The sequence below is a fragment of the Mycobacteroides immunogenum genome (assembly GCF_001605725.1).
In the GTDB taxonomy this organism is placed as follows: Bacteria; Actinomycetota; Actinomycetes; order Mycobacteriales; family Mycobacteriaceae; genus Mycobacterium; species Mycobacterium immunogenum.
Genome location: NZ_CP011530.1, coordinates 2,457,798 through 2,475,996, shown reverse-complemented (window position 1 = coordinate 2,475,996; position 18,199 = coordinate 2,457,798). Strand labels below are relative to the sequence as shown.

General features: G+C 61.5%; 18 protein-coding genes. 1 reads left to right on the top strand and 17 read right to left on the bottom strand.

The features are described 5' to 3' along the window. Window positions 1-2 precede the first annotated feature (2 nt). From ABG82_RS12105 to ABG82_RS12035, 16 genes are all read right to left on the bottom strand, one after another. Complete coding sequence (locus tag ABG82_RS12105) at window positions 3-458, bottom strand: SRPBCC family protein (RefSeq protein WP_043078580.1); 456 nt, start codon at window positions 456-458, stop codon at window positions 3-5. A gap of 9 nt (window positions 459-467) precedes the next feature. Then, a complete protein-coding gene (locus ABG82_RS12100; protein ID WP_043078579.1) occupies window positions 468-1,103 on the bottom strand; it encodes a TetR/AcrR family transcriptional regulator in 636 nt (211 codons plus the stop codon). Window positions 1,104-1,169: 66 nt separating this feature from the next. Beyond that, window positions 1,170-1,349, bottom strand: coding sequence for a DUF1272 domain-containing protein (locus ABG82_RS27705; RefSeq protein ID WP_234708044.1), 180 nt, complete (start codon window positions 1,347-1,349; stop codon window positions 1,170-1,172). Window positions 1,350-1,359: 10 nt separating this feature from the next. Then, complete coding sequence (locus ABG82_RS12095; protein WP_043078578.1) at window positions 1,360-2,253, bottom strand: alpha/beta fold hydrolase; 894 nt, start codon at window positions 2,251-2,253, stop codon at window positions 1,360-1,362. Further along, window positions 2,250-2,642 carry a hypothetical protein gene (locus ABG82_RS12090; RefSeq protein ID WP_043078614.1) on the bottom strand — a complete coding sequence of 131 codons (393 nt, stop codon included), beginning with the start codon at window positions 2,640-2,642 and terminating at the stop codon, window positions 2,250-2,252. Before ABG82_RS12090 ends, ABG82_RS12095 begins: the two co-directional genes overlap by 4 nt. 82 nt (window positions 2,643-2,724) lie before the next feature. Further along, window positions 2,725-3,480: an HD domain-containing protein gene (locus tag ABG82_RS12085; RefSeq protein ID WP_043078577.1), complete on the bottom strand. Its 756-nt coding sequence runs from the start codon at window positions 3,478-3,480 to the stop codon at window positions 2,725-2,727. A gap of 60 nt (window positions 3,481-3,540) precedes the next feature. Then, window positions 3,541-4,527 (bottom strand): bifunctional lysylphosphatidylglycerol flippase/synthetase MprF, encoded by a 987-nt coding sequence (locus tag ABG82_RS12080; protein WP_043078576.1) that lies wholly within the window; start codon window positions 4,525-4,527, stop codon window positions 3,541-3,543. A 29-nt stretch (window positions 4,528-4,556) separates the two neighbouring features. Beyond that, a complete protein-coding gene (locus tag ABG82_RS12075; protein WP_043078575.1) occupies window positions 4,557-5,876 on the bottom strand; it encodes a cation:proton antiporter in 1,320 nt (439 codons plus the stop codon). A gap of 8 nt (window positions 5,877-5,884) precedes the next feature. Next, window positions 5,885-7,627 carry an NAD(P)/FAD-dependent oxidoreductase gene (locus tag ABG82_RS12070; protein ID WP_043078574.1) on the bottom strand — a complete coding sequence of 581 codons (1,743 nt, stop codon included), beginning with the start codon at window positions 7,625-7,627 and terminating at the stop codon, window positions 5,885-5,887. Beyond that, window positions 7,624-9,042 (bottom strand): NAD(P)/FAD-dependent oxidoreductase, encoded by a 1,419-nt coding sequence (locus tag ABG82_RS12065; RefSeq protein ID WP_043078573.1) that lies wholly within the window; start codon window positions 9,040-9,042, stop codon window positions 7,624-7,626. Before ABG82_RS12065 ends, ABG82_RS12070 begins: the two co-directional genes overlap by 4 nt. Then, a complete protein-coding gene (locus tag ABG82_RS12060; RefSeq protein ID WP_043078572.1) occupies window positions 9,039-9,578 on the bottom strand; it encodes a flavin reductase family protein in 540 nt (179 codons plus the stop codon). Before ABG82_RS12060 ends, ABG82_RS12065 begins: the two co-directional genes overlap by 4 nt. Continuing rightward, the gene (locus ABG82_RS12055) at window positions 9,559-10,047 is read right to left on the bottom strand and encodes a hypothetical protein (RefSeq protein WP_043078571.1); all 489 of its coding nucleotides are present in this window, start codon (window positions 10,045-10,047) and stop codon (window positions 9,559-9,561) included. Before ABG82_RS12055 ends, ABG82_RS12060 begins: the two co-directional genes overlap by 20 nt. 37 nt (window positions 10,048-10,084) lie before the next feature. Continuing rightward, complete coding sequence (locus ABG82_RS12050; protein WP_043078570.1) at window positions 10,085-10,582, bottom strand: SRPBCC family protein; 498 nt, start codon at window positions 10,580-10,582, stop codon at window positions 10,085-10,087. Between the two features lie 36 nt (window positions 10,583-10,618). Then, window positions 10,619-11,896 carry an aspartate aminotransferase family protein gene (locus tag ABG82_RS12045; RefSeq protein WP_043078569.1) on the bottom strand — a complete coding sequence of 426 codons (1,278 nt, stop codon included), beginning with the start codon at window positions 11,894-11,896 and terminating at the stop codon, window positions 10,619-10,621. Window positions 11,897-11,912: 16 nt separating this feature from the next. Then, complete coding sequence (locus tag ABG82_RS12040) at window positions 11,913-13,055, bottom strand: acyl-CoA dehydrogenase family protein (protein ID WP_043078568.1); 1,143 nt, start codon at window positions 13,053-13,055, stop codon at window positions 11,913-11,915. Beyond that, on the bottom strand, window positions 13,052-14,674 hold the full coding sequence (locus ABG82_RS12035; protein ID WP_043078567.1) for an aldehyde dehydrogenase family protein: 1,623 nt from the start codon (window positions 14,672-14,674) through the stop codon (window positions 13,052-13,054). Before ABG82_RS12035 ends, ABG82_RS12040 begins: the two co-directional genes overlap by 4 nt. 253 nt (window positions 14,675-14,927) lie before the next feature. On the opposite strand from ABG82_RS12035, the gene ABG82_RS12030 reads away from it, so the two are divergent. Beyond that, the gene (locus ABG82_RS12030; RefSeq protein ID WP_043078566.1) at window positions 14,928-15,680 is read left to right on the top strand and encodes an AfsR/SARP family transcriptional regulator; all 753 of its coding nucleotides are present in this window, start codon (window positions 14,928-14,930) and stop codon (window positions 15,678-15,680) included. Between the two features lie 41 nt (window positions 15,681-15,721). Here the strand turns inward: ABG82_RS12030 and ABG82_RS12025 are convergent, their stop codons facing one another. After that, window positions 15,722-18,010, bottom strand: coding sequence for an MMPL family transporter (locus ABG82_RS12025; protein WP_043078565.1), 2,289 nt, complete (start codon window positions 18,008-18,010; stop codon window positions 15,722-15,724). Between the last annotated feature and the right edge of the window lie 189 nt (window positions 18,011-18,199).

The following is an 18,199-nucleotide window of genomic DNA, read 5'->3' as shown; positions in this document are numbered from 1 at the left end:
CCCTATCGGGTGGCGCGAGCCTCAAGCGCGGATTGCGCAGCGTCGAGGACCTGAGAGAATGCTCGACCAAATAGCCGTGGCAAGACCAGTCGCGTTGCTTGTTCGGAGAGAACGGGCAGCCGAAGCTCGGCGGTGGACGACCAGACGAGGTTCGTGCCCTGGGCAGTTGACGTCAGGACTACCGCACCGCCTTCGTGCCGCACCGGCGGGTTGCTCTTGATGACGCGATAGCCGAATGAGTGGGGTGGGTCGAAGTGTGTGATCTCTTCGTGCACAACGGCGAAGGGGAAGATGAATCGCCGAATGGCGCCGGCTCCATATGCGGCACCGCTGCCGGGACGTACCAGCTTGGCCGCCACGAACAGCGGCGCGTTGGTGTAATTATCAGCGTTGCTGACCCAGTCGAAAACGTCGGCAATCGGGGCAGCGATGATGCGGCGTACCTCGATGGTCTCCATGAGGCTCTGCTAGCTCTTACGCCGTGCGCGTGCGGTCGCCGGCGGTTTACGCAGTCCGGCGAACATGTACAACATCACTGTTTCCACCTCTTGCGCCGCTTCGGTGTAATCGGCGGAATTGGCGATCAATAACGAAGATTCACACAGAACACGGAAAATCAGCTGGGAAGCCTTTTCGATCGAGAGGTCCCGCAATTCGCCGTTCTCTTCCGCTTCGGTAAGCAGCGTACGTATGAGGGGTAGCGCCAACTCACCCTCCAGTGCCTGGGTGCGTTCCGCGCCCAGCACACCCATGACCTGACGTACGAGCACGCGCGGCTCACGGTTGTCGGTGTATCCCTTGATCACCGCGCTCGCCGCGGCTTCAATCCGATCCCATGACCCGGCGGGTACATCGATGAGAACCTTCACGACGTTTTCGATGACACCTTTGGTGGCATCGCGGTACACGTCGATGAATATCTCTTGTTTGTCTTTGAAGTGGTGGTAGATGGCACCTTTACTCACCTGGGCCGCGTCGGCGATGTCGTCCACCGATGTGTCGTCGAACCCTCGGTCGACAAATAGCATTCTGGCGGCCTCGACTATCGCCGAGCGTGTCAGCGCGGCATAGCGCTCGCGGCGACCCGGCTTGGATTCGCTCATAGACCCTGATACTACTCTCTGAACTCTATTTTGTAATCGACTCCCGGTATCTGGAAATCGACGGACTCATGAAGCCGGAGCGGTAGATGTTCCCCTCCGCGGGCGTGTCGTCAATTCGCCACCGCAGTTCGGGCACGTTTTCAGGGCACTGTGACATTGGGGGCAGAACGTACATTCATAACTGCAAATCCATGCGGTTGCGCCGTGATTCAGTGGTGCTCCGCATTTCTCGCAGTCGGGCTTCATCTCCAACATCTCAACCCCCCACCTCGGCGGAGGGTTCCCGCTGACCCACCGAATCCCAGTGTCTGTACAGCAGCGGCAGAAGCCGATCTGCGTCCTCATCGGGAAAGTACAGTTTGGCGTCGGGCACAGTCTCGAAGGTCACGGGACCACCGAAAAGTTCGGCCAGGCGTTGCCCGTACTTGAGTGGAAAGAAGTAGTCCCCTAGCCCCCACGCGATCAACGTTGGCTTGCTGAACGCCGCCAGACCGGCGCGCGCAGCCTCAAGGTCACGTGTATCCATGGCCCGCAGCATCTTTGACAGGAAGCGTGACGACTCAGCGGTGCCAAACACGGGCCGTCCATACGATTCGACGATGTCGTCCGGCAGGCGGCCGGGTTTCCGATAGCCAGCACCCAAGAGCGTTCTGAGCACTGCGGGCCGCGCAAAAAATCGTGGACCGATCGCGGCCATCAGTGATGGCCGGGCCAGCGCCACTACCGGTTTGAACAGTTTCGGCGGCACGTGACCTTCGGTATCACAGTTGGTCAGGGCCAAGGTCCTGATTCGATGGGGGTGGCCGGCGGCCATGATTTGCGCGACCGCTCCCCCGGTGTCGTTGGCCACCAGGTCGAACTGGTCGATTCCGATGCCGTCGAGGAAGGCGACGACAAGTTCGGCGAGCCCAGACAGGGTGACGTCGACATGTGCCGCCGGAACGGATGTGCGTCCGTGACCGGGCAGATCCAGGGCAATACAGCGCCGCCCAGTTGCCGCGGCCGCGGTCACCACGTTGCGCCAGAGCAGGCTGTTGGTGAGCACTCCGTGAACGAACACCACGACCGGGCCGGTGCCGATATCGAGGTAGCTGAGGCGGCCGTGGTCAGTGTTGACGCTGTGGCGGTTCTCCTCGAGCCTCGCGCTCATTGCTCCCTCATCTCCTGGTGTTCAGCGTTAGATCTGTTGATGCGCCGCCATTCCCGTATGCCTAGTGCGGCCAGCACCGCGCTGGTCGAGCACAGCAGTATCGCTTCGACGGGTCCGAGAAATTTGGTGTTGGCCATGTCCATGTCAACGATGTGGAAATAGCCATGCAGGCCATTCCAGATCGCAGCCAAGATCAGTGTCGGCGCGCGCCACTCCGGTGCCCGCCAACCCAACAACAGCCCCGTGCCAAAGGTGATGGAACACACGGCGTAATCGTGGATCAGATGCGGGTTGTACACACCGAAATTCGCGATGGTACTGCCGAATGATGCCGGGTCGCTGGCCCCCCAGATGCCCAGCCCCACGAAGACCGCACCGAACACCGCCATGACCGGCCCCAGCAGGCCACCGCTGGGCTCTGCGGCCGCCGATCGCGTCATGCGCCACCGCCCCAACGTCTGTACATCGCCGTCATCGGTGCGCCGCCGAATCCAGCGGGTTGGTGTTGATCGGGATTGCCATGCCTACCTTCCACAGCACCGCTGCCCGTGATGCCCTGCGCTGCAAGGACTCGTATTTCATCGCATCGCTGAACGCGCGGGCGAAGCCGGTGCGCGGATGCCGCCGTGCGACCAGGCGCGTGTAAGTCGACGGCACCTGCGCCGCACGAGTGCCTGCCACATCAAGATGGGCGGCCTCGTGGAGCAGATACGGCTCAACTCCGGTGGCCGAGCCGGAGGGCACATGTACATCCATATGAGCGGCGATTACTTCGGCCACGCCGGCGGCAAAGGCATCGGTGGCGTTGTTCCGCGAAAGCCACTCTTTGGCAATGTCCGCGCCCTCGACGGCAAAGCAGGCGTAGGGGCGGTGGTCACGGAACTGGCGAGTCAGCGCCACGTCGTGAAACAGACTCGAAATGTACAGCAGTTCAGGGTCATATCGGTGGCCTTCCAGCTGGGCGAAGAAATCCCCGAAGTACCAGCAACGCAAGCAATGGTTGTACAAGCTCGTGGTGTAGTGCTCTGTCACAAAACGTTCGGCGTCCAACGCCAGCGCGGAATCCGGCGGGGCGCTTTCACGGGCCAGCGCACTGGAATCAGCGCGTCCGAGCCGGGCCCGGATGGTGCCGGGAAGAGACTTCACCTGGGCGGCCACTGCGACCCGCGCGAAGCGCATCTGCTCGGCGCGGCTCAGGCTGCCAGGTTGCGCGCTCATGGTTGTCATGGTGTGGCCTTCCGGATGAAAGTGGGTGATTTTGGCGAATGTATTTGCACAGGTATGCGTTTAGAGGGCATTGGTCAAGCGCAACAGGTGCCATACCGACGAAAGGCGCGGACCGTTGGCGAACGCGAGGTACTCCGGTTCGATGACATGGGGCGCCCATTTACGTTTGAACGCTTCTTGCGTCTTGGCCGGATAGACCTTGTCGCCCTTCTCGGCGAGTTGACGCACCATCCAGCGCACCACGCCGCTGGATCCATCGGGACATTGTTCACCGATGCTCGCGAAGGGCGTCAGACCCAGGTGCAGCCAACCGGCGCCTTCGCCGCGGAACTGCTCGATGGCCGCGAGGTTGATCATCTCAATGGTGCCCACCGAAGCGTCCGGGTGCCGGCGGGTCAGGTCATACAGCCAACCCGGCCTGGCTCCGAATGCCGGCGAGTACGAGATGTAGCCGGTGACCTGCCCTTCACGCTCGGCGATGAACAACCGTTTGCGATCACTGCCACGCCCGGCTCGCTGCCCCACCATGAAGTCGAGTTTTTTGACGTGCCACCCTTTGGCGCGCAACCATGTACGGTCGATCTCCTCCAATTCGCCTGGTGCGTTGGCGATATCGATTTCGCGCACCGCTGTGCCCTCACGGCCGGCCCGCGAGACGTTCTGGCGGACCTTGGCCAGAGGCTTGCCCTTCTTGGTGAAATCGGCCAGATGCACCGAATAAGAGCTGCCAAATTGGTCGACGGTGAAGCCGCGAGACGCGAACAATGCGGTGTCCTCTTGCCGGACTTGCACCGCGACCATGTTGCGGCCCGCGACAATCTCGTCGAGGAACCGGTCGAGCAAGGCACCACGTTCCGGCCCGGCGGCGAACGGGCCGCCGAGCACGAAGACCGTTCGGCCGCGGCGGCGATAGGCGACAATTCCGGCGATGTCCGGTGTGCTGAAGTGGCTGGTGTCGTCGTTACAGGCAATGAAAGCGCTGGGATGGTCAGCGTATGCGGCAATGGCGGCCACCGGGTCGCCGGTGTTGACGGTTTTCTCGGGCACGACTATCACTTCCCTTGTTTTGCAGGAATTTATCGGTTGAGCGCGGGCTCTTTCGTGGGATTGGAAACCGGAGCCACTGGAAGTCGGCTGGGCGCCAGCGCGCGGGTGAGGACCGGACCGGCGATCGCTGTTGTGGCGATGGTGGTTACCACGAGTGCGGTGAACACTTCCGGGCTGAACACCCCGCATCGCACCCCGACCATGGCGATCACGATCTGAATGACACCGCGCGTGTTGAGGCCCGCTCCTATCGCGATGGATTCGGGCCAGCTGAATCCACTGATCCTGGCGCCCAGCCCCGCACCGAGGAATTTCGAGAGAACCGCGACCACACATATGGTGGCGGTCAGCGCCAGCACCGGTCCGGAGAGCAGCCTGCCCAGGTCCAGCTGCAGCCCGATGGTCGCGAAAAATATCGGACCGAAGAAAGCAACAGCCATGGCATGCAACGGTTTATGGACTCGGCTGCCCGACGGTGTCGCCGCGGTCACCAATATGCCCGCGAAGAAGGCCCCGATGACCGGTTCAAAACCCAGTAGTTGGCCCGCGGTGGCGCACACGATGATGGTGGCCACGGTGACCGTAGTGGATGTCGGGGCACTCCACCGCGAGCACTGGCGTGCTAGCCGCTTCCGTAGCGCGGGGCGGACCAGCACCGCCAGCGCGGCGACCGCGGCGATGGCCACAGCTGCCATTTTCAGAGCGGCAAGGCCTCCGGCGCCGGCATCGGCGGCCATGCCGGTCACCACCGACAGCAGCAGCCACCCCGCGACATCGTCGATGATCGCGGCGGCCAGGATCACCTGTGCGATCTCATGCGATGCCAGGCCCAGATCCATCAGGATCCGGGCAATCACCGGTATCGCCGAGACCGCTACCGCGGTGCCCAGGAACAACGCGAACACCGTGCGATCGACGGCGGCTGGCCGCAGCGGTTCGGGCACCATGTATCCGATCGCGATACCCCCGGCCAACGGTATGGCGAGCCCCAACGCACTGATCGCGGCGATACCGGCCAGCCGCTGCTTGAGCTTGTCGACGTCGACATGCATGCCCGCGACCCCGACCAACAGCACCACCGCCAGCAGGCACAGGCCCGAGATGATTTCCGAACCGGCACCGGCCGAGGGAAAAAGTACATCCGCGGTTTCCGGGAAAAGTCGCCCAAATACCGTGGGGCCCAGCAGGACACCCGCGGCGATCTCGCCGACCATCTTGGGTAGCCCGATCTTGTTGGCGGCCGCCCCGCATGCGAGAGCCGCCACTAACAAGATAACCAGGTCGGCGAAAAAGATCAGGGACACGTCTTTGGGCAAGGCCCCCGCGGCCAGCACCGCTGCGTTGCTCACGACCGGGGCTACTTCCAGTCGCTGTTTCTCGAGGTCACCATGTCCCGTATCGCATGATTCGCCTCGCGGACACCGGTTTTGACAGTACCGCCATAGAACTTGGCGGCTTCTTTGATGACGGGACCAAACCCGGACTTGAAGTACTGCCCGCGCACATGCTCGGGGCTTTGATACTTGCCCCAGGTGAGAATCCGGGTCATCGAGAACAAGGTGAAGGCACCCGACGGGCATTGATCCGCGGGATCGAGGGTGTTCCAGAATCCCGGGATGAGTTCACTTTCGCGCAGCGCGGCATAGATCTGCTGCTGAGCCTGTGCCGCGTCGATCAGCCCCGCGTCATATTCGTCGATGGCCGCCAGAGCCCGATTGAACATGGCGGAGATGACCGTGTTGTCGATGCCCTGGATGCCACGGTACGGTGCGCACTCCAGCACCCCGAAAGCGGATCGATTGTGCGACCGATCGAAGTCGAATGAGGCCTCCATCTGCCCGTTGACGCCGTACAGGGTTCCGATCGTCCAGACCCGGAACCAGGCGTTCCACAGTTCGAAACTGTCAAAGCTGGTGTACGAAGCGGAGACCAGCTTGTCGTAGTAGTCGAACGAAAGCTTGGTCCATTCCTGGACATATGAGAACCGTTCGGTACTGAAGCAGTTGTTCCGCACGGCGTCAATCAGCCGGTGCCCCAACGCATTGAGGATCATCACCGTGACAGCCAGGCCGCTGGAGAACAGCGGATCGATGAAATCCGAGGCATGCGGCAATAGGCACCACCGGTCGCCGACCACTTGCTTCGACGCGAACTGGCTGCGCCGTGAAGCAGTGTAGGGGCGTACCGCACTGGCGCCGGCCATTTGTGCGGCGAAATCGGGGAACCTGCCGATGTGCTTCCAGAATTCCGCCTCCGCCGATAGTTCGGGCTGAACCGGGTAGCGGTCCAGATCCAAGTTGATTCCGACGCTGCACAGCCTGCTGGTGGATCCCAGGTAGTTGTCGAAGGGGATCACCCATGCCCAGCCGCCATGGAACAGGTGGTGCAGTGTTCCTTGACTGAACGGGCTCACCGCTCCTTGGCGCGCTTGCGCTTCCACCACATCGTCGAACGGCCGCACTCCGGTGAAATGACTGAAAATGGTGCGCGATTTCGTCCGGTAGGGCGGGTCGATTCGAAGATCCAGCTTCTCGCCCAGGATGCTGCGCATTCCCCCGGCATCCACGAGGTAGCTGGCAGTGAACTCGCCTGCACCGTCCGTCTCGATGGTGACCTCCTCGGCGCCGAAGGTCACATCGGTCACCGGGGTGTGGGTGAGGCCCTTGGCACCGTAGGAGAGGGCTACTTGGTACATGTAGGCGTCGACGTCTTGGCGGAAAAAATGCGAGTCCGGACCGATCGGTGGTCCCCAGGTGGGGTATTGGGTGTACTCGGTGGGCTTGGACCGCATCCCTTCCTGGTGGTAGACGAAACTGAAATTGCGTTTGACTCCGGATCCCGAGCTGACCTTCTTCGAAAGGGTGCCGTGCGCCGACAGGTCACCTATCTCAGGGACGTCGTAGCGCAACGCGAGGTTGCGCAGTCCCATAATGGTTTCCGGGACCGTCGACTCGCCGATCGCGAACCGCGGATGCCCGCTGGCTTCAACCATCAGCACCCGCACCCCATGCCGCGCCAAAATGGCCGCCAGGGTCGAGCCACCGATCCCACCGCCCACGATGATCACATCGTGATTATGTGCCAGTTCTGGTGTCGTCATTTCTCTGCCTCCGCCAATGTCGTTGTACCCGTGCTTGTCTGCGATCGCGTGACTGGTCGCGACTGCTGCGGCGGCGCGCTGGTCTTAGTGTCCAGCGCGTCAGCGGCATCAAGGGCCTTCAAGTAGGCGCCGATGGCCACGTTGCGCAGCAGCGTGGTGGGCACACGCTGAGCGCCCGAGCGGAACCATGGGATGTTGGACGGCAACGGTTCGCCCACCAGGGTCTTGGCGAAACGCCAGCCAGTGTCCACCGACGTGGAAAACCCATGTCCGCACCAACTTCCGGCAAACCAGAGGCCGTCCATCCCTGGTACCGGACCCACCACCGGGTTGCGATCAAAGGAGCTGGCGGTAATGCCAGACCAGGCGGCGTCAACTTCGACGTCGGCCAGAACCGGGAATCGCTCTGTCAGTTCCTGACGGACACGCTGCTGAATTACCCGAGATCTCTTGATGTCTCGAGAAGGCACTCGCGACGGCACAAACGCGGGCCCACCGCCGAATACCACCCGCTTGTCCGCGGACATACGGTAGTAGTTGAAGAAGGTTCGTTGATCGATGATGGCGCCCCGACCCGACCAACCCAATTCCGCGAGTTGCGCGTCGGTCAGTGGTGCGGTCGCCAGTAGATGAGTACGCAGCGGAATGACGGAAGATTTCAGCGGATTGAGGCCCCCGGAGTAGCCGTCGGTGGCCAGGAAGACGCGCCGGGCCCGCACTTGAGCACGTGCCGTGGAAACACATACCCCGGTGGCGTCGGCTTCGACGTTGATCACCGGGCTGTGCTCGTACACCGCGGCACCGCGCCGGCGCAGGGTGTCAGCCAGGCCGGTGACCAACCGGTAGGGGTCCACGACCATGGCATTGCGGTAGGCGAATCCCGCCTTGTAGCCCGGCCCGGCCCACTCGGTGACTTCTTGGGAACTCAGCCAAGGCACCTCACGGCCCAGTTCGGCGAGGTTTTCCAGATGCGTGACCATGCGCGCCAGCGAACGGTCGGTGAGGGCGACGAGGGTGTGCGGCTCATTGCGCGCATCGCAATCGATGTTCTCTTTGGCCACCAGGTCACGCAGTAGTTCGACGCCGTGGAACGTGGCGTCGAACGAGGCGATGGCGGCATCATCGCCGTACTTGCGCCGAAACGCGGCCATCGGCATGCTCAAGCCGGGCGAGACGATGCCCGTGCTGCGCCCGGTAGCGCCCGCACCCACGTGTTTGGCTTCCAGCACCGCTACGGACAGTTCCGGGCGTAACTCGGTGACGAAGTACGCGGCCGTCAGCCCGGCCAGACCGGCCCCTATCACCAGCACGTCGACGTCGTGGTGCCCGTCGGTGATCGCGGGCGCACTCGCCGGCGAGTCTGGCCACCAGATGGGGGCGGTCTCGGCGAGGTGCCCGATTTCTATTCCGTTCATTGATCCCTCTCTTGATGTTCGGTGACGGGCAGGAAGCTGCTGTCGTGCCAGACCAGCGGTGCGTTCTTGGCGCCTTCGTGGGTGTGGATGACGTGCCCTATCAGCAGCGTCCGATCGCCGTATCCACATGTGTCGACAACCTCACAGACGGACCAGGTTTCGGCCTCCGTCAAAATCGGCACCCCGAAGGAGTGCTCGAATCCGTGCCCACGGAACCTCGGAGTGTGCGTGGTGGCGAATTCGGTGGCCAAGCCTTGTTGGTGCGCTTGCAGAACATGGACCGCGAAGCGTCCGGATTCCGCGGCAGCGCGCAGGGTTTGCGACTCGTGGGCCAGGCAGACGGACAACAGGGGCGGCTCAGCGGAGACCGCGGTGACCGCGGAAACTGTCAACCCCAGGGGCCCGAGTTCATCGCTCATCGCCGAGACGATGCTGACAGTGGATGACAGGGTTCGGTAGAAGCTGAGGGTGCGGGTCCGGTCTACATCGGTACGGCTGTGGCGCAGCCGCCGATACTCATCCAGCGATGTCGGCATATCCCGGCGCTTTCGTGGAGTGCTGAGTGCGCTGGCTCAACTTCTGCTCGAATTCTTGAAACTCAGGTATGGCTTTGGGCTCAAAGGGAATCGAAAACTGCTTCATGAAGTTTCCGAACAGCGCGCGGTCTCCGCACAAGTGCAGCGGGATGACGAGGAGCGCCCATTCCCATCCCACGAAGTACGCCCACAGTGCGATGACCACCGACTGAGTCAAGAAACTGTGCATGGTGTTGTAGAGGACGTAGTAGTACTTCGGTAGAGGTTCTCGCTTTTGGGTGAAATGGGCGATGACACCAGGTATATAGCCGACCAGATCGATGTAGCTGAACAACAAGATCGCCGGCAGCCACCGCACATCGGAGATGTTCCAGATCAGGAGAGCCCCTGAGACTGTCATGCCGACGAAGTATTCGGCACGCAACAGCCCGAACGTGGTCTTCGTCTCGAAACGGTTTATGTGGTCCATATTCTTTGTCCCCTAATTCTTTTCGTAGGAGTTGGGGTCAGCGCGCGGCGACGGATTCGGCGGCCAGTCCCAGGCTCTCGCGGGTCACCGGCCGCACGTCGGCGATGGTGCGGGACATTATGGTGAAGATGCTCTCTTTGAGTACACGTTCGGCGATGGGCTCGAGAACCCCTGCCAGGCTGGGAATCCCGAAGTCGAAGGTGACTTCGAAACTGACCCGGGATCCGACCGGGCCGGGTTCCACCAGCCATCTGCCCCGGAAAACCTCAAAGTCACCTGATAGCTGTTCGAAGGCGATGCTGCGGTCAACGGGGTTGTGGTAGTCGACCTCGGTCCAGCGCAGTGGGCCATTGCGGAAAATCACTTCCCAGTCGCTGTAGGTGGTTTCCGGCACCAGGGCGCTCGGGTCGTCCGATCGCACGGTGATCGAGGAGATGTCCTCGACGTATTGGGGGTACTCCTCGAATTGAGCGATGGCGCGATACGCCTCATCGGGATGGGAGCTGGAGTCGACGATCAGTTGTGCGGTACGCATGAGCTGTCCTTCCTACTTCTGTGTGCTTATGTGTGATCAGCCGGGCAGCGCTGCCTTGGCACGGACGGCCACCCGCTCAATCGCGTTCTGGTAGCCCTGGATGAGAAATTCGACATCCTCATCGGAGATGACGGCCGGCGGTGTCAACCGCAGGACGTGATCAGAATTCAGTGAGTGGTTGACGATGATGTTGTTGCTGATGAGCTCGATCAACAGGTCCCCCACGATCGAGGCGTCTGCGAACTCGATACCGATCAGTAATCCGCGGCCGCGCACCTGCACGTGCTCGGGGGCGAACCACTGCGCGCTTGCCGCACTGATCCTGTCCAGGAGAATCTGCCCGAGCGCCGCGGCCCGTGCGACGAGTCCCTCCTCGGCAATTACGCGCAGCGCCCCGCTGACCGCTGCCATGCCCAGCGGGCTGGTCGAGAATGTCGAGGTGTGCAGATAGGGGTCGCGGTCGAGCTGGCGGAAACACTCGGTAGTGGTGATGGCCGCCGAGACAGGCATCACTCCACCACCAAGCATCTTGCCGGACAACAAGATATCGGGAATGACATGCTCCCGGTCCACGCCCCACCACTGCCCAAGCCGGCCGAGTCCGGTTTGGATCTCGTCGGCGACCAGCAGCGCCCCGTACTCGTCGCATACCGCACGCAGACCCGCCAGATACCCGCTGGGGGGAATGATGACGCCGGCCTCGCCCTGTACCGGTTCAACGATCACGCACGCGCGCGCCGTGCTCATCGCAAGTTCGGTGCGCAGTGCCCCGATATCTCCGTACGGCACATGACTCACTCCGGGCAACAGCGGCCGGAACGGGGCCTGGAACACCTCCCGCGCCGTTAAGGACAGTGCGCCCAGCGTTTTTCCGTGGTAGCCGCCCGTCATCGAAATGAACCGCCGGCACCCGTTCAGGCGTGCGAGTTTCATGGCGGCCTCGGTGGCCTCGGCACCCGAGCACGCGAAGTGAATGCGGTCGAGACCGTTGGGGGTGATGGCGGCCAGTGCGGCCGCGGCTTCGGCGGCGGCCGGTTCGTAGAACATGCGGGAGGACACCGGATGGTGATCCAGCTGTCGACGGATGTGCTCGACGATGACCGGGTGCCGATATCCGGCGAGGGCGACGCCGTATCCACCGGCATTGAGGAAACGCACACCTTCCGCGGTGGTGAGCCAGGCTCCGTCGGAGGATGTTTCGATGTGGCCACCGAATATGTCGCCCAAGGTGGCGCGGCCACTGCTGAGATGCGTTTTGTATATCCGGGCGATATGCGCGGCAGTCGGCGCCTGCGGCCTTGCTGTTACTGACATGCTGGTGTCCTCTCCCCTAGTCCAGGCGCAGCGGTTCGCCGATGACCGCGCGCGCCAGAGCGTCGGCCAGCGATAGCCGTGAGGGCGGATGGAAGGGCGCACATTGGCAGACGCTCGACAGGTAGGCGATGTCGTTCGAGCTGATAAAGCCGATTCCGCCAAGGGCTTCCACGGATAGCGCCGCGGCATCACGAATGGCGTCCTGCGCACCGTAACGGGCTTGGAGGGCGCCCACCAAGGAACGGTTGTCCACCGTTTCGTACTGCAAATGCATCGCGACTCTCTCCAGCAGCAAGGTAGCCGTCTCCAGACGTACCGACAGCTCCGATAGCACGCTCGACGAGGCCCGGCGTCGCTGGAACACCTTCTCCGCCAGGGCGGTAGCCGCCCCCAGGTAGCAGCTGGTGATCAACAGCTCAAACCAGACGAATCCGATCGTCTGCAACAAATCCAGGGCGCCACCCTCGTTGTTGGCCGGCACCGTCAGTTGGTCGTCGATGAACACGTCGGTGAGACGGACTTCATCGCTTTCCGCGCCGGCCAGGATGTCCGTACCCCAGAACGGATGAATAGTGACGCCTTCGGTTTGCGCGGGGATCAGCGCGAAGACAGTCTCCGGGGCAGCTCCGTTTTGGGCTGGTAGAGCCATGCTCATTGACAAAAAGTCCATGGATGCCGAAAGACTGCAGGGCTTTTTGGAACCGTTGACTATCACACCGCCTGCCGCCCGCCGGGCCGTGACAGTCGGCGAGATCACGCTCTGCCCTGGACTGCCCTCGGCGAAGGCAGAGGAGACCAGCATGCGCTGGGATGCGATCACCTCCAGCATCGCCCATTCAAATCCGCTGGCCTGCAGGCTATCTGCCAAGGTAAACAACGTAGCGACCGAAAAATGGTGCATCGCGGTCGCTACCGCCAGCGATGGCGATTTGGTGGCGATCGCACGCATCACCGCCACCGTTTCCAAGGGGGTGGCGCCGACCCCGGAATGTGCCGTGGGGATGACCAGCGCAGGCCCATTGAACTTGCGGAAAATCTCGATTCCGCGGCTACCCGGCGACTCCAGCTCACGCAGGGGGTCCTCCGCGAGCGCGTCGAGGATTCCCGGCAACAGATTCTCCGTGATTTCGTACGCGGTACCGGTGGTTTCCAGGATCATGACTGCTCCTTGTAGTGCCGCGGCGGATGCGGGGTGTAGGAGATCGCCACACCCTGGATGTGGGAAGTGCGCAGGGCCGGATAGTTCGCCTCGCCGAATGCCCCACCCGTCAGGGCGGTTCCACCATGCGTGGGCAGCGGCGCACCGAACGCGATATGCGATTCGTTCACCTTGATGATGCCGGTATTGGTGACGTTCGCCACGTACGTATCGATAATCGTTGCGCTACTTGACCATAGTGAGTTGCGCAGCCCATACAGGTTCGTGTTCACAAAGTCGACGACCGTCGAGACGGTGAAGTCGCCGTCGCTGCCGTCCGGCACCACGATCGGCAGCAAGGGAAAGAAGGTCTCGTGTTCGACAGCCTTTACTCTGCGTGAGTTTTTCAGCCCATCGACACGGATAACCGTGGGCTGCAAAAACATTCCGGTCTCCGACGGAGAGCCGTCGACATGCACGCTACCGCCACCGGCCAACAACTGAGCCCCGTTGTCCAGAGCGTCGCCCAGGACGCTGTGGAACTTGTCGTGCCGCAGCACCGGAGATAACAGCACACCGTCTTCGTCGGGGTATCCAATCCGGATGGCCGCAGCCTTCGCGATGACCAGAGCGATGAGATCATCGGCAATATCAGGATGAGCTACAACAAGATTGGGAATCATGCAGAGCTGTCCGGAGCCAAAGAACGCCTCGAGGAGAGCATCAGAAGCGTAGTCCAGATTGGCGTCCGACCACACCACGACGACATCGTTGCCGGCCAGTTCGAGGATCGGCTTCTTACCTGCCGCCACGCACTGGCGCTCGATTTCGAGCCCGGGCTCGACCGCCCCGAAGTACATGATGTCGTTGACCAGCGGACTGTCCAACCATTGCTCGAAAGCCGGTGCCGGCTCGGAGCAGACCACGTTGATCGTGCCCACGGGCGCCCCGACAGCCTCGAGGACAGGGGCGATGATCTCGATCATGCTGTAGAAGACACCCAGCGGTACAGACCTGGGCGCACGGATAACCACGGCGTTGCCCGCCATCACACTGGTGGCCGCGAGCATTGCGCTGGACATGGGCGCGTTCGCCGGCGGATTGATGCACACCACGCCGTCGGCGCAGCGGCGCACGATGCGCCGTGAGTCCCCGTCGAACGTCTCGTACCACAGCTGGCTGCGGTAAAAGTCTCTGGACTGCGGGGTCGTGGTGGCCAGCCAGCCCGAGACTTCCCATTTCACCAGTTCCCGGGGATGACCCTCATACAGGGCCATCTGCTCGATTTTCTCCCGCTGGCCGAGAATCTGCGCACCCAGGTGCGCGAGGAAGTCATCCACCCGCACCTGCAGTGGGGCCGCGCGCCATACCTTGGCGGCCCGGGCCGCGGCCGCGATGGCGGCGCGCATCTGCGCGTCCGTGCCGACGGCGACTCGGCCCACGATGCCCGTCATGTCCGGGCTGTACTGCTGCTCACCGGAGTCCAACCGTCGCTTCAGAGTCAAAGTAGCAAACGAATCTTCAAGCACTGCACGTGGGTCAGCAACGTATATCCACCGGTCGTCAGTTACTTGTTCGCCACCGATATAGCTCCCGTAGGAGACCAGTGTCGCCGCGGGCGCGGTGTCGCTGATCGTCATGTGTGCCCTTCTGTCCGTGGTTCTCTTCCGACCTTCGGCAGGACAGTGCCAGAGCCCTCTGAAACGATGCTGACTTGTCTCTGAAATGGTCGATATAGGTACTACAGGTGCAGTGCAGCTACTTGTCAGAGTCATTTTCCCGACACCGCCTGGCCGATCCTCAAGATGACATGGGTTTCGTTTACGGCTAAGCTCAATACGCAAACATGACCATGGGTTTAACCAAACCTGGTAGCTGTAGGGGGCCTTATCGATGCATGCACAAATCGATCTGTTGGGACCCGTTCAGGTAAGGGTCACCGACCGAATCTGCATCCCATCAGGGGTAAGACTTCAGTGCGCGTTGGCATTGCTCGCCATTCGTCCGCGGGAGGTCATGCAGCGTGATGAATTGATTGAGGAACTCGGTCTTAATGAGACTACTAAAGATACAATCAACGCATTACATGCCCATGTACGCCGTTTAAGACAATGGCTCCATACCGAAGGCGCGACTTCCGATATTCTGCAAACAGCAGGCCGATCCGGCTATTTCCTCGATATTCACCGCCGAGATGTAGACGCGCATCAATTTATCGACTCGGTAAATGAAGCCGTCACATTGCAAACCAAGGTTCCTTCCATTGCCGTGGCAATGCTGGAGAACGCACTGGCACAGTGGCGGGGCGTTCCGTTTGCCGCCATGCCCGAAAGTGCCCGGGCACAGGGGTTCCTGCGTGAGCTGAACTCCCACAAGGAGCTTGCCCAGGAAGTCTTGCTCGACTGCTACCTGGCGTTGCAGCGTTTCCACAAGGCTGCGGTTGTCGCTCACCAGTTCACATTGGAGATGCCGTACAACGAGAAGATCTGGGAGAGCCACATCGTGGCTCTCCGCATGCTCGGCCGCCATGCCGAAGCCGCCCACATCTTTCGCCAGGTGCAGAAGCTTCTCTATGACGAGCTCAGGGTGGCGCCGTCCAAGTCGTTGCGCAGCGCATTGACCGATACTCGGTGGGCCACCGCCTGAGTGTGCGCGCCCCCCTAGGGCCCAATGCGGCCAACAGGCCGCTAGCGCACCGGGTCCGGCTCGCGTGCCACTACCGGTTCGGCGGCAATTTCCGGCTCTTCGACCAGACCCCAGCGCTGATGCCAGCGGGCAAGAGGACCCGGTGCCCACCAGTTCAGTCGTCCCATCAGCTGCATGAACGCTGGAACCAGCAATGGGCGGACCAGAAATGCGTCCACTGCCACACCAACAGCCAGGCCAACTCCGAGACCCCGCATGAATGCCACTTGGCCTGCGCTGATAGCGATGAACACCACGATCATCACGGTGGCCGCGGCCGTAACGATTCGGCCTGTGCGAATGAGCCCGAACGCCACTGCCTGTTTGTTGCGGTTCGGGGTGTTGTCGGGCAAGACCAGCCAAGCTTCGCGAATCCGCGAGAGAACGAATATTTCGTAGTCGATGGCCAGTGCGTAGGCGATACAAGCAAGTAGCGGCGGGATGAACGCGGTGAAGTGGCCGGTGGCGACGGTACCCAGGCCACCCAGGTGCCCATCCTGGAAGATCCACACCAAGGCACCAAAGGCCACACACAGCGACAGCAGATTCATCACCAGTGCCTTTATGGGCAAGATCACACTGCCCGTCATCAGGAAGATCAGCACGAATGTCACCACTGCGATGGCGGCCATGACCAACGGCAGCCGGTCCGTGATCCCGCCGATGTTGTCCAGGTTCCGCTGAGCCAAGCTGTCCACGAGCACTGGGCCGGGCGCGGGCACACTCTTAATGGCCTCCAGCTGCCGCTTGCCCAGATCACTGAACGGATCGGTATCCGTACTCAAGGAGATATAGGCACCGGTGCCGTCAATACCTGCCCGCCCGGCATCGCCGGGGCCCACTCGATGGCCGTCTACAAATGTCGCATTCGGGGCACTGACCGATTGAATTCCGTGGATTTGAGAGATCTTCATCGCGTAGTCGTCGATGGTTGCACGCGACGGCGCATTGTCTCCAATCAGAATTCGCGTATCCGCCGTGAAATTCTGACTGAATTCAGTGCGCACAATATCGCCCGCTAAACGCGCCGTCTGCGATGCCGGCAGAACACGGTCATCGGGATACGCAATCTTTATCCCGAGGACCGGTAGCCCTAGTAGCAGAAGGATAGCTCCCACCATTACCACCACAATAATGGGCCGGTTGGTGGAAAAAGCGGCGATACGAGCCCAAACACGATCGCTGGTTGCCTGTGAACCAACCTTGCCGGTTTTGAAAAGGTTGCCGAACCCCTTGCGTATGTCGAAACGCTCCAGCCTGTGGCCCAGGATCAATAGCAAAGAAGGAGCTAGAACCAGAGCACCTATCAAAGATAGGAGAACGCTCAACAAGCTGGCGTATGCGAGGGATTTCAGCAAATACTGAGGGAAAACCAGCATCACCGCGACCGTACACGCCATCGTCAGCGCCGAGTACAGCACGGTTCGCCCAGCGGTCAGCATCGTCACATGGAATGCGCGCTCCGGTGTCGCACCCGCCGACTGTTCTTCGCGGTACCTGCTCACGATGAACAAGGTGTAGTCGATAGCAAGCGCCAAGCTGAGCGCGGTAGCTACGTTAACGCCAAAAATAGAGACATTTGTGGCTAAATTTAGAGCACTGAGGGCCGCCGTTGTGCCCGCGATCGCGAACACGGAAACAGCCAGCGGGAGTAGCGCGGCGACGAGACTGCCGAAAATCCACACCAGCGCGAGGAAAGTGACTGGAAATGCGATGACTTCCATGACGATCAGGTCTTCGCGCGACTGCCTATTTCCGGCGTCGTAGGTGAGGGCTTGCCCTCCGGCCTGAATGGAGACACCATCGCGATCTCCTATCAGGGGATCGGCCAGGTTACGTGCGCGCGCAGGCGCATCCGTGTCATCCCCCTCAAGGCGGGCCGCCACGAGCCCCGTCTTACCGTCCTTGGACAGCAGCGGGTTCGCAGCGCCGGCGGGCACTGCGCCCCACCAGGTGACCTGCCGGATATACGGGGATTCGTTCAGCGCGGTGAGTACCCGGTGTCCCGCGGCCAACGCGGCGGCATCGGCAGCCCCGTTCTGAGAGGTCACAGTGAAGTAGATCGGATTGCCGCCGACTCCAAACTTGTCCTGCAACATCTGCTGAGCCTGCATCGACTCCGAGTTCGGGACGTCGTAGCCGCCGGCAGGTAGCTGTTGGCTGGCCGGCAGGCCGTAGATACCCGCGCAGATGGCAAACAAAGCTCCAAGGAAAACCAATAGTTTCGGAGATTTTTGCACTATTCCAGCAACCACTCCGAGAAGTCCTTGTGCGTTCGTGCGGTCCACCATTGGCTGCATACTGGGGACGTTAACACACTCTGAGTCGGTTAACATAGAGTAGTAGGTGAACAATTCTCGGCCTGTGACGTACTCTAGTTAGAACAACGTACGCGAATATCCTCTAGCGCCCACGTGTTTCCTGTTAGCAAACAGCGTGCGAATTCATCGCCCGCGACCGAGTCGGTGCGTGGCGTGGTG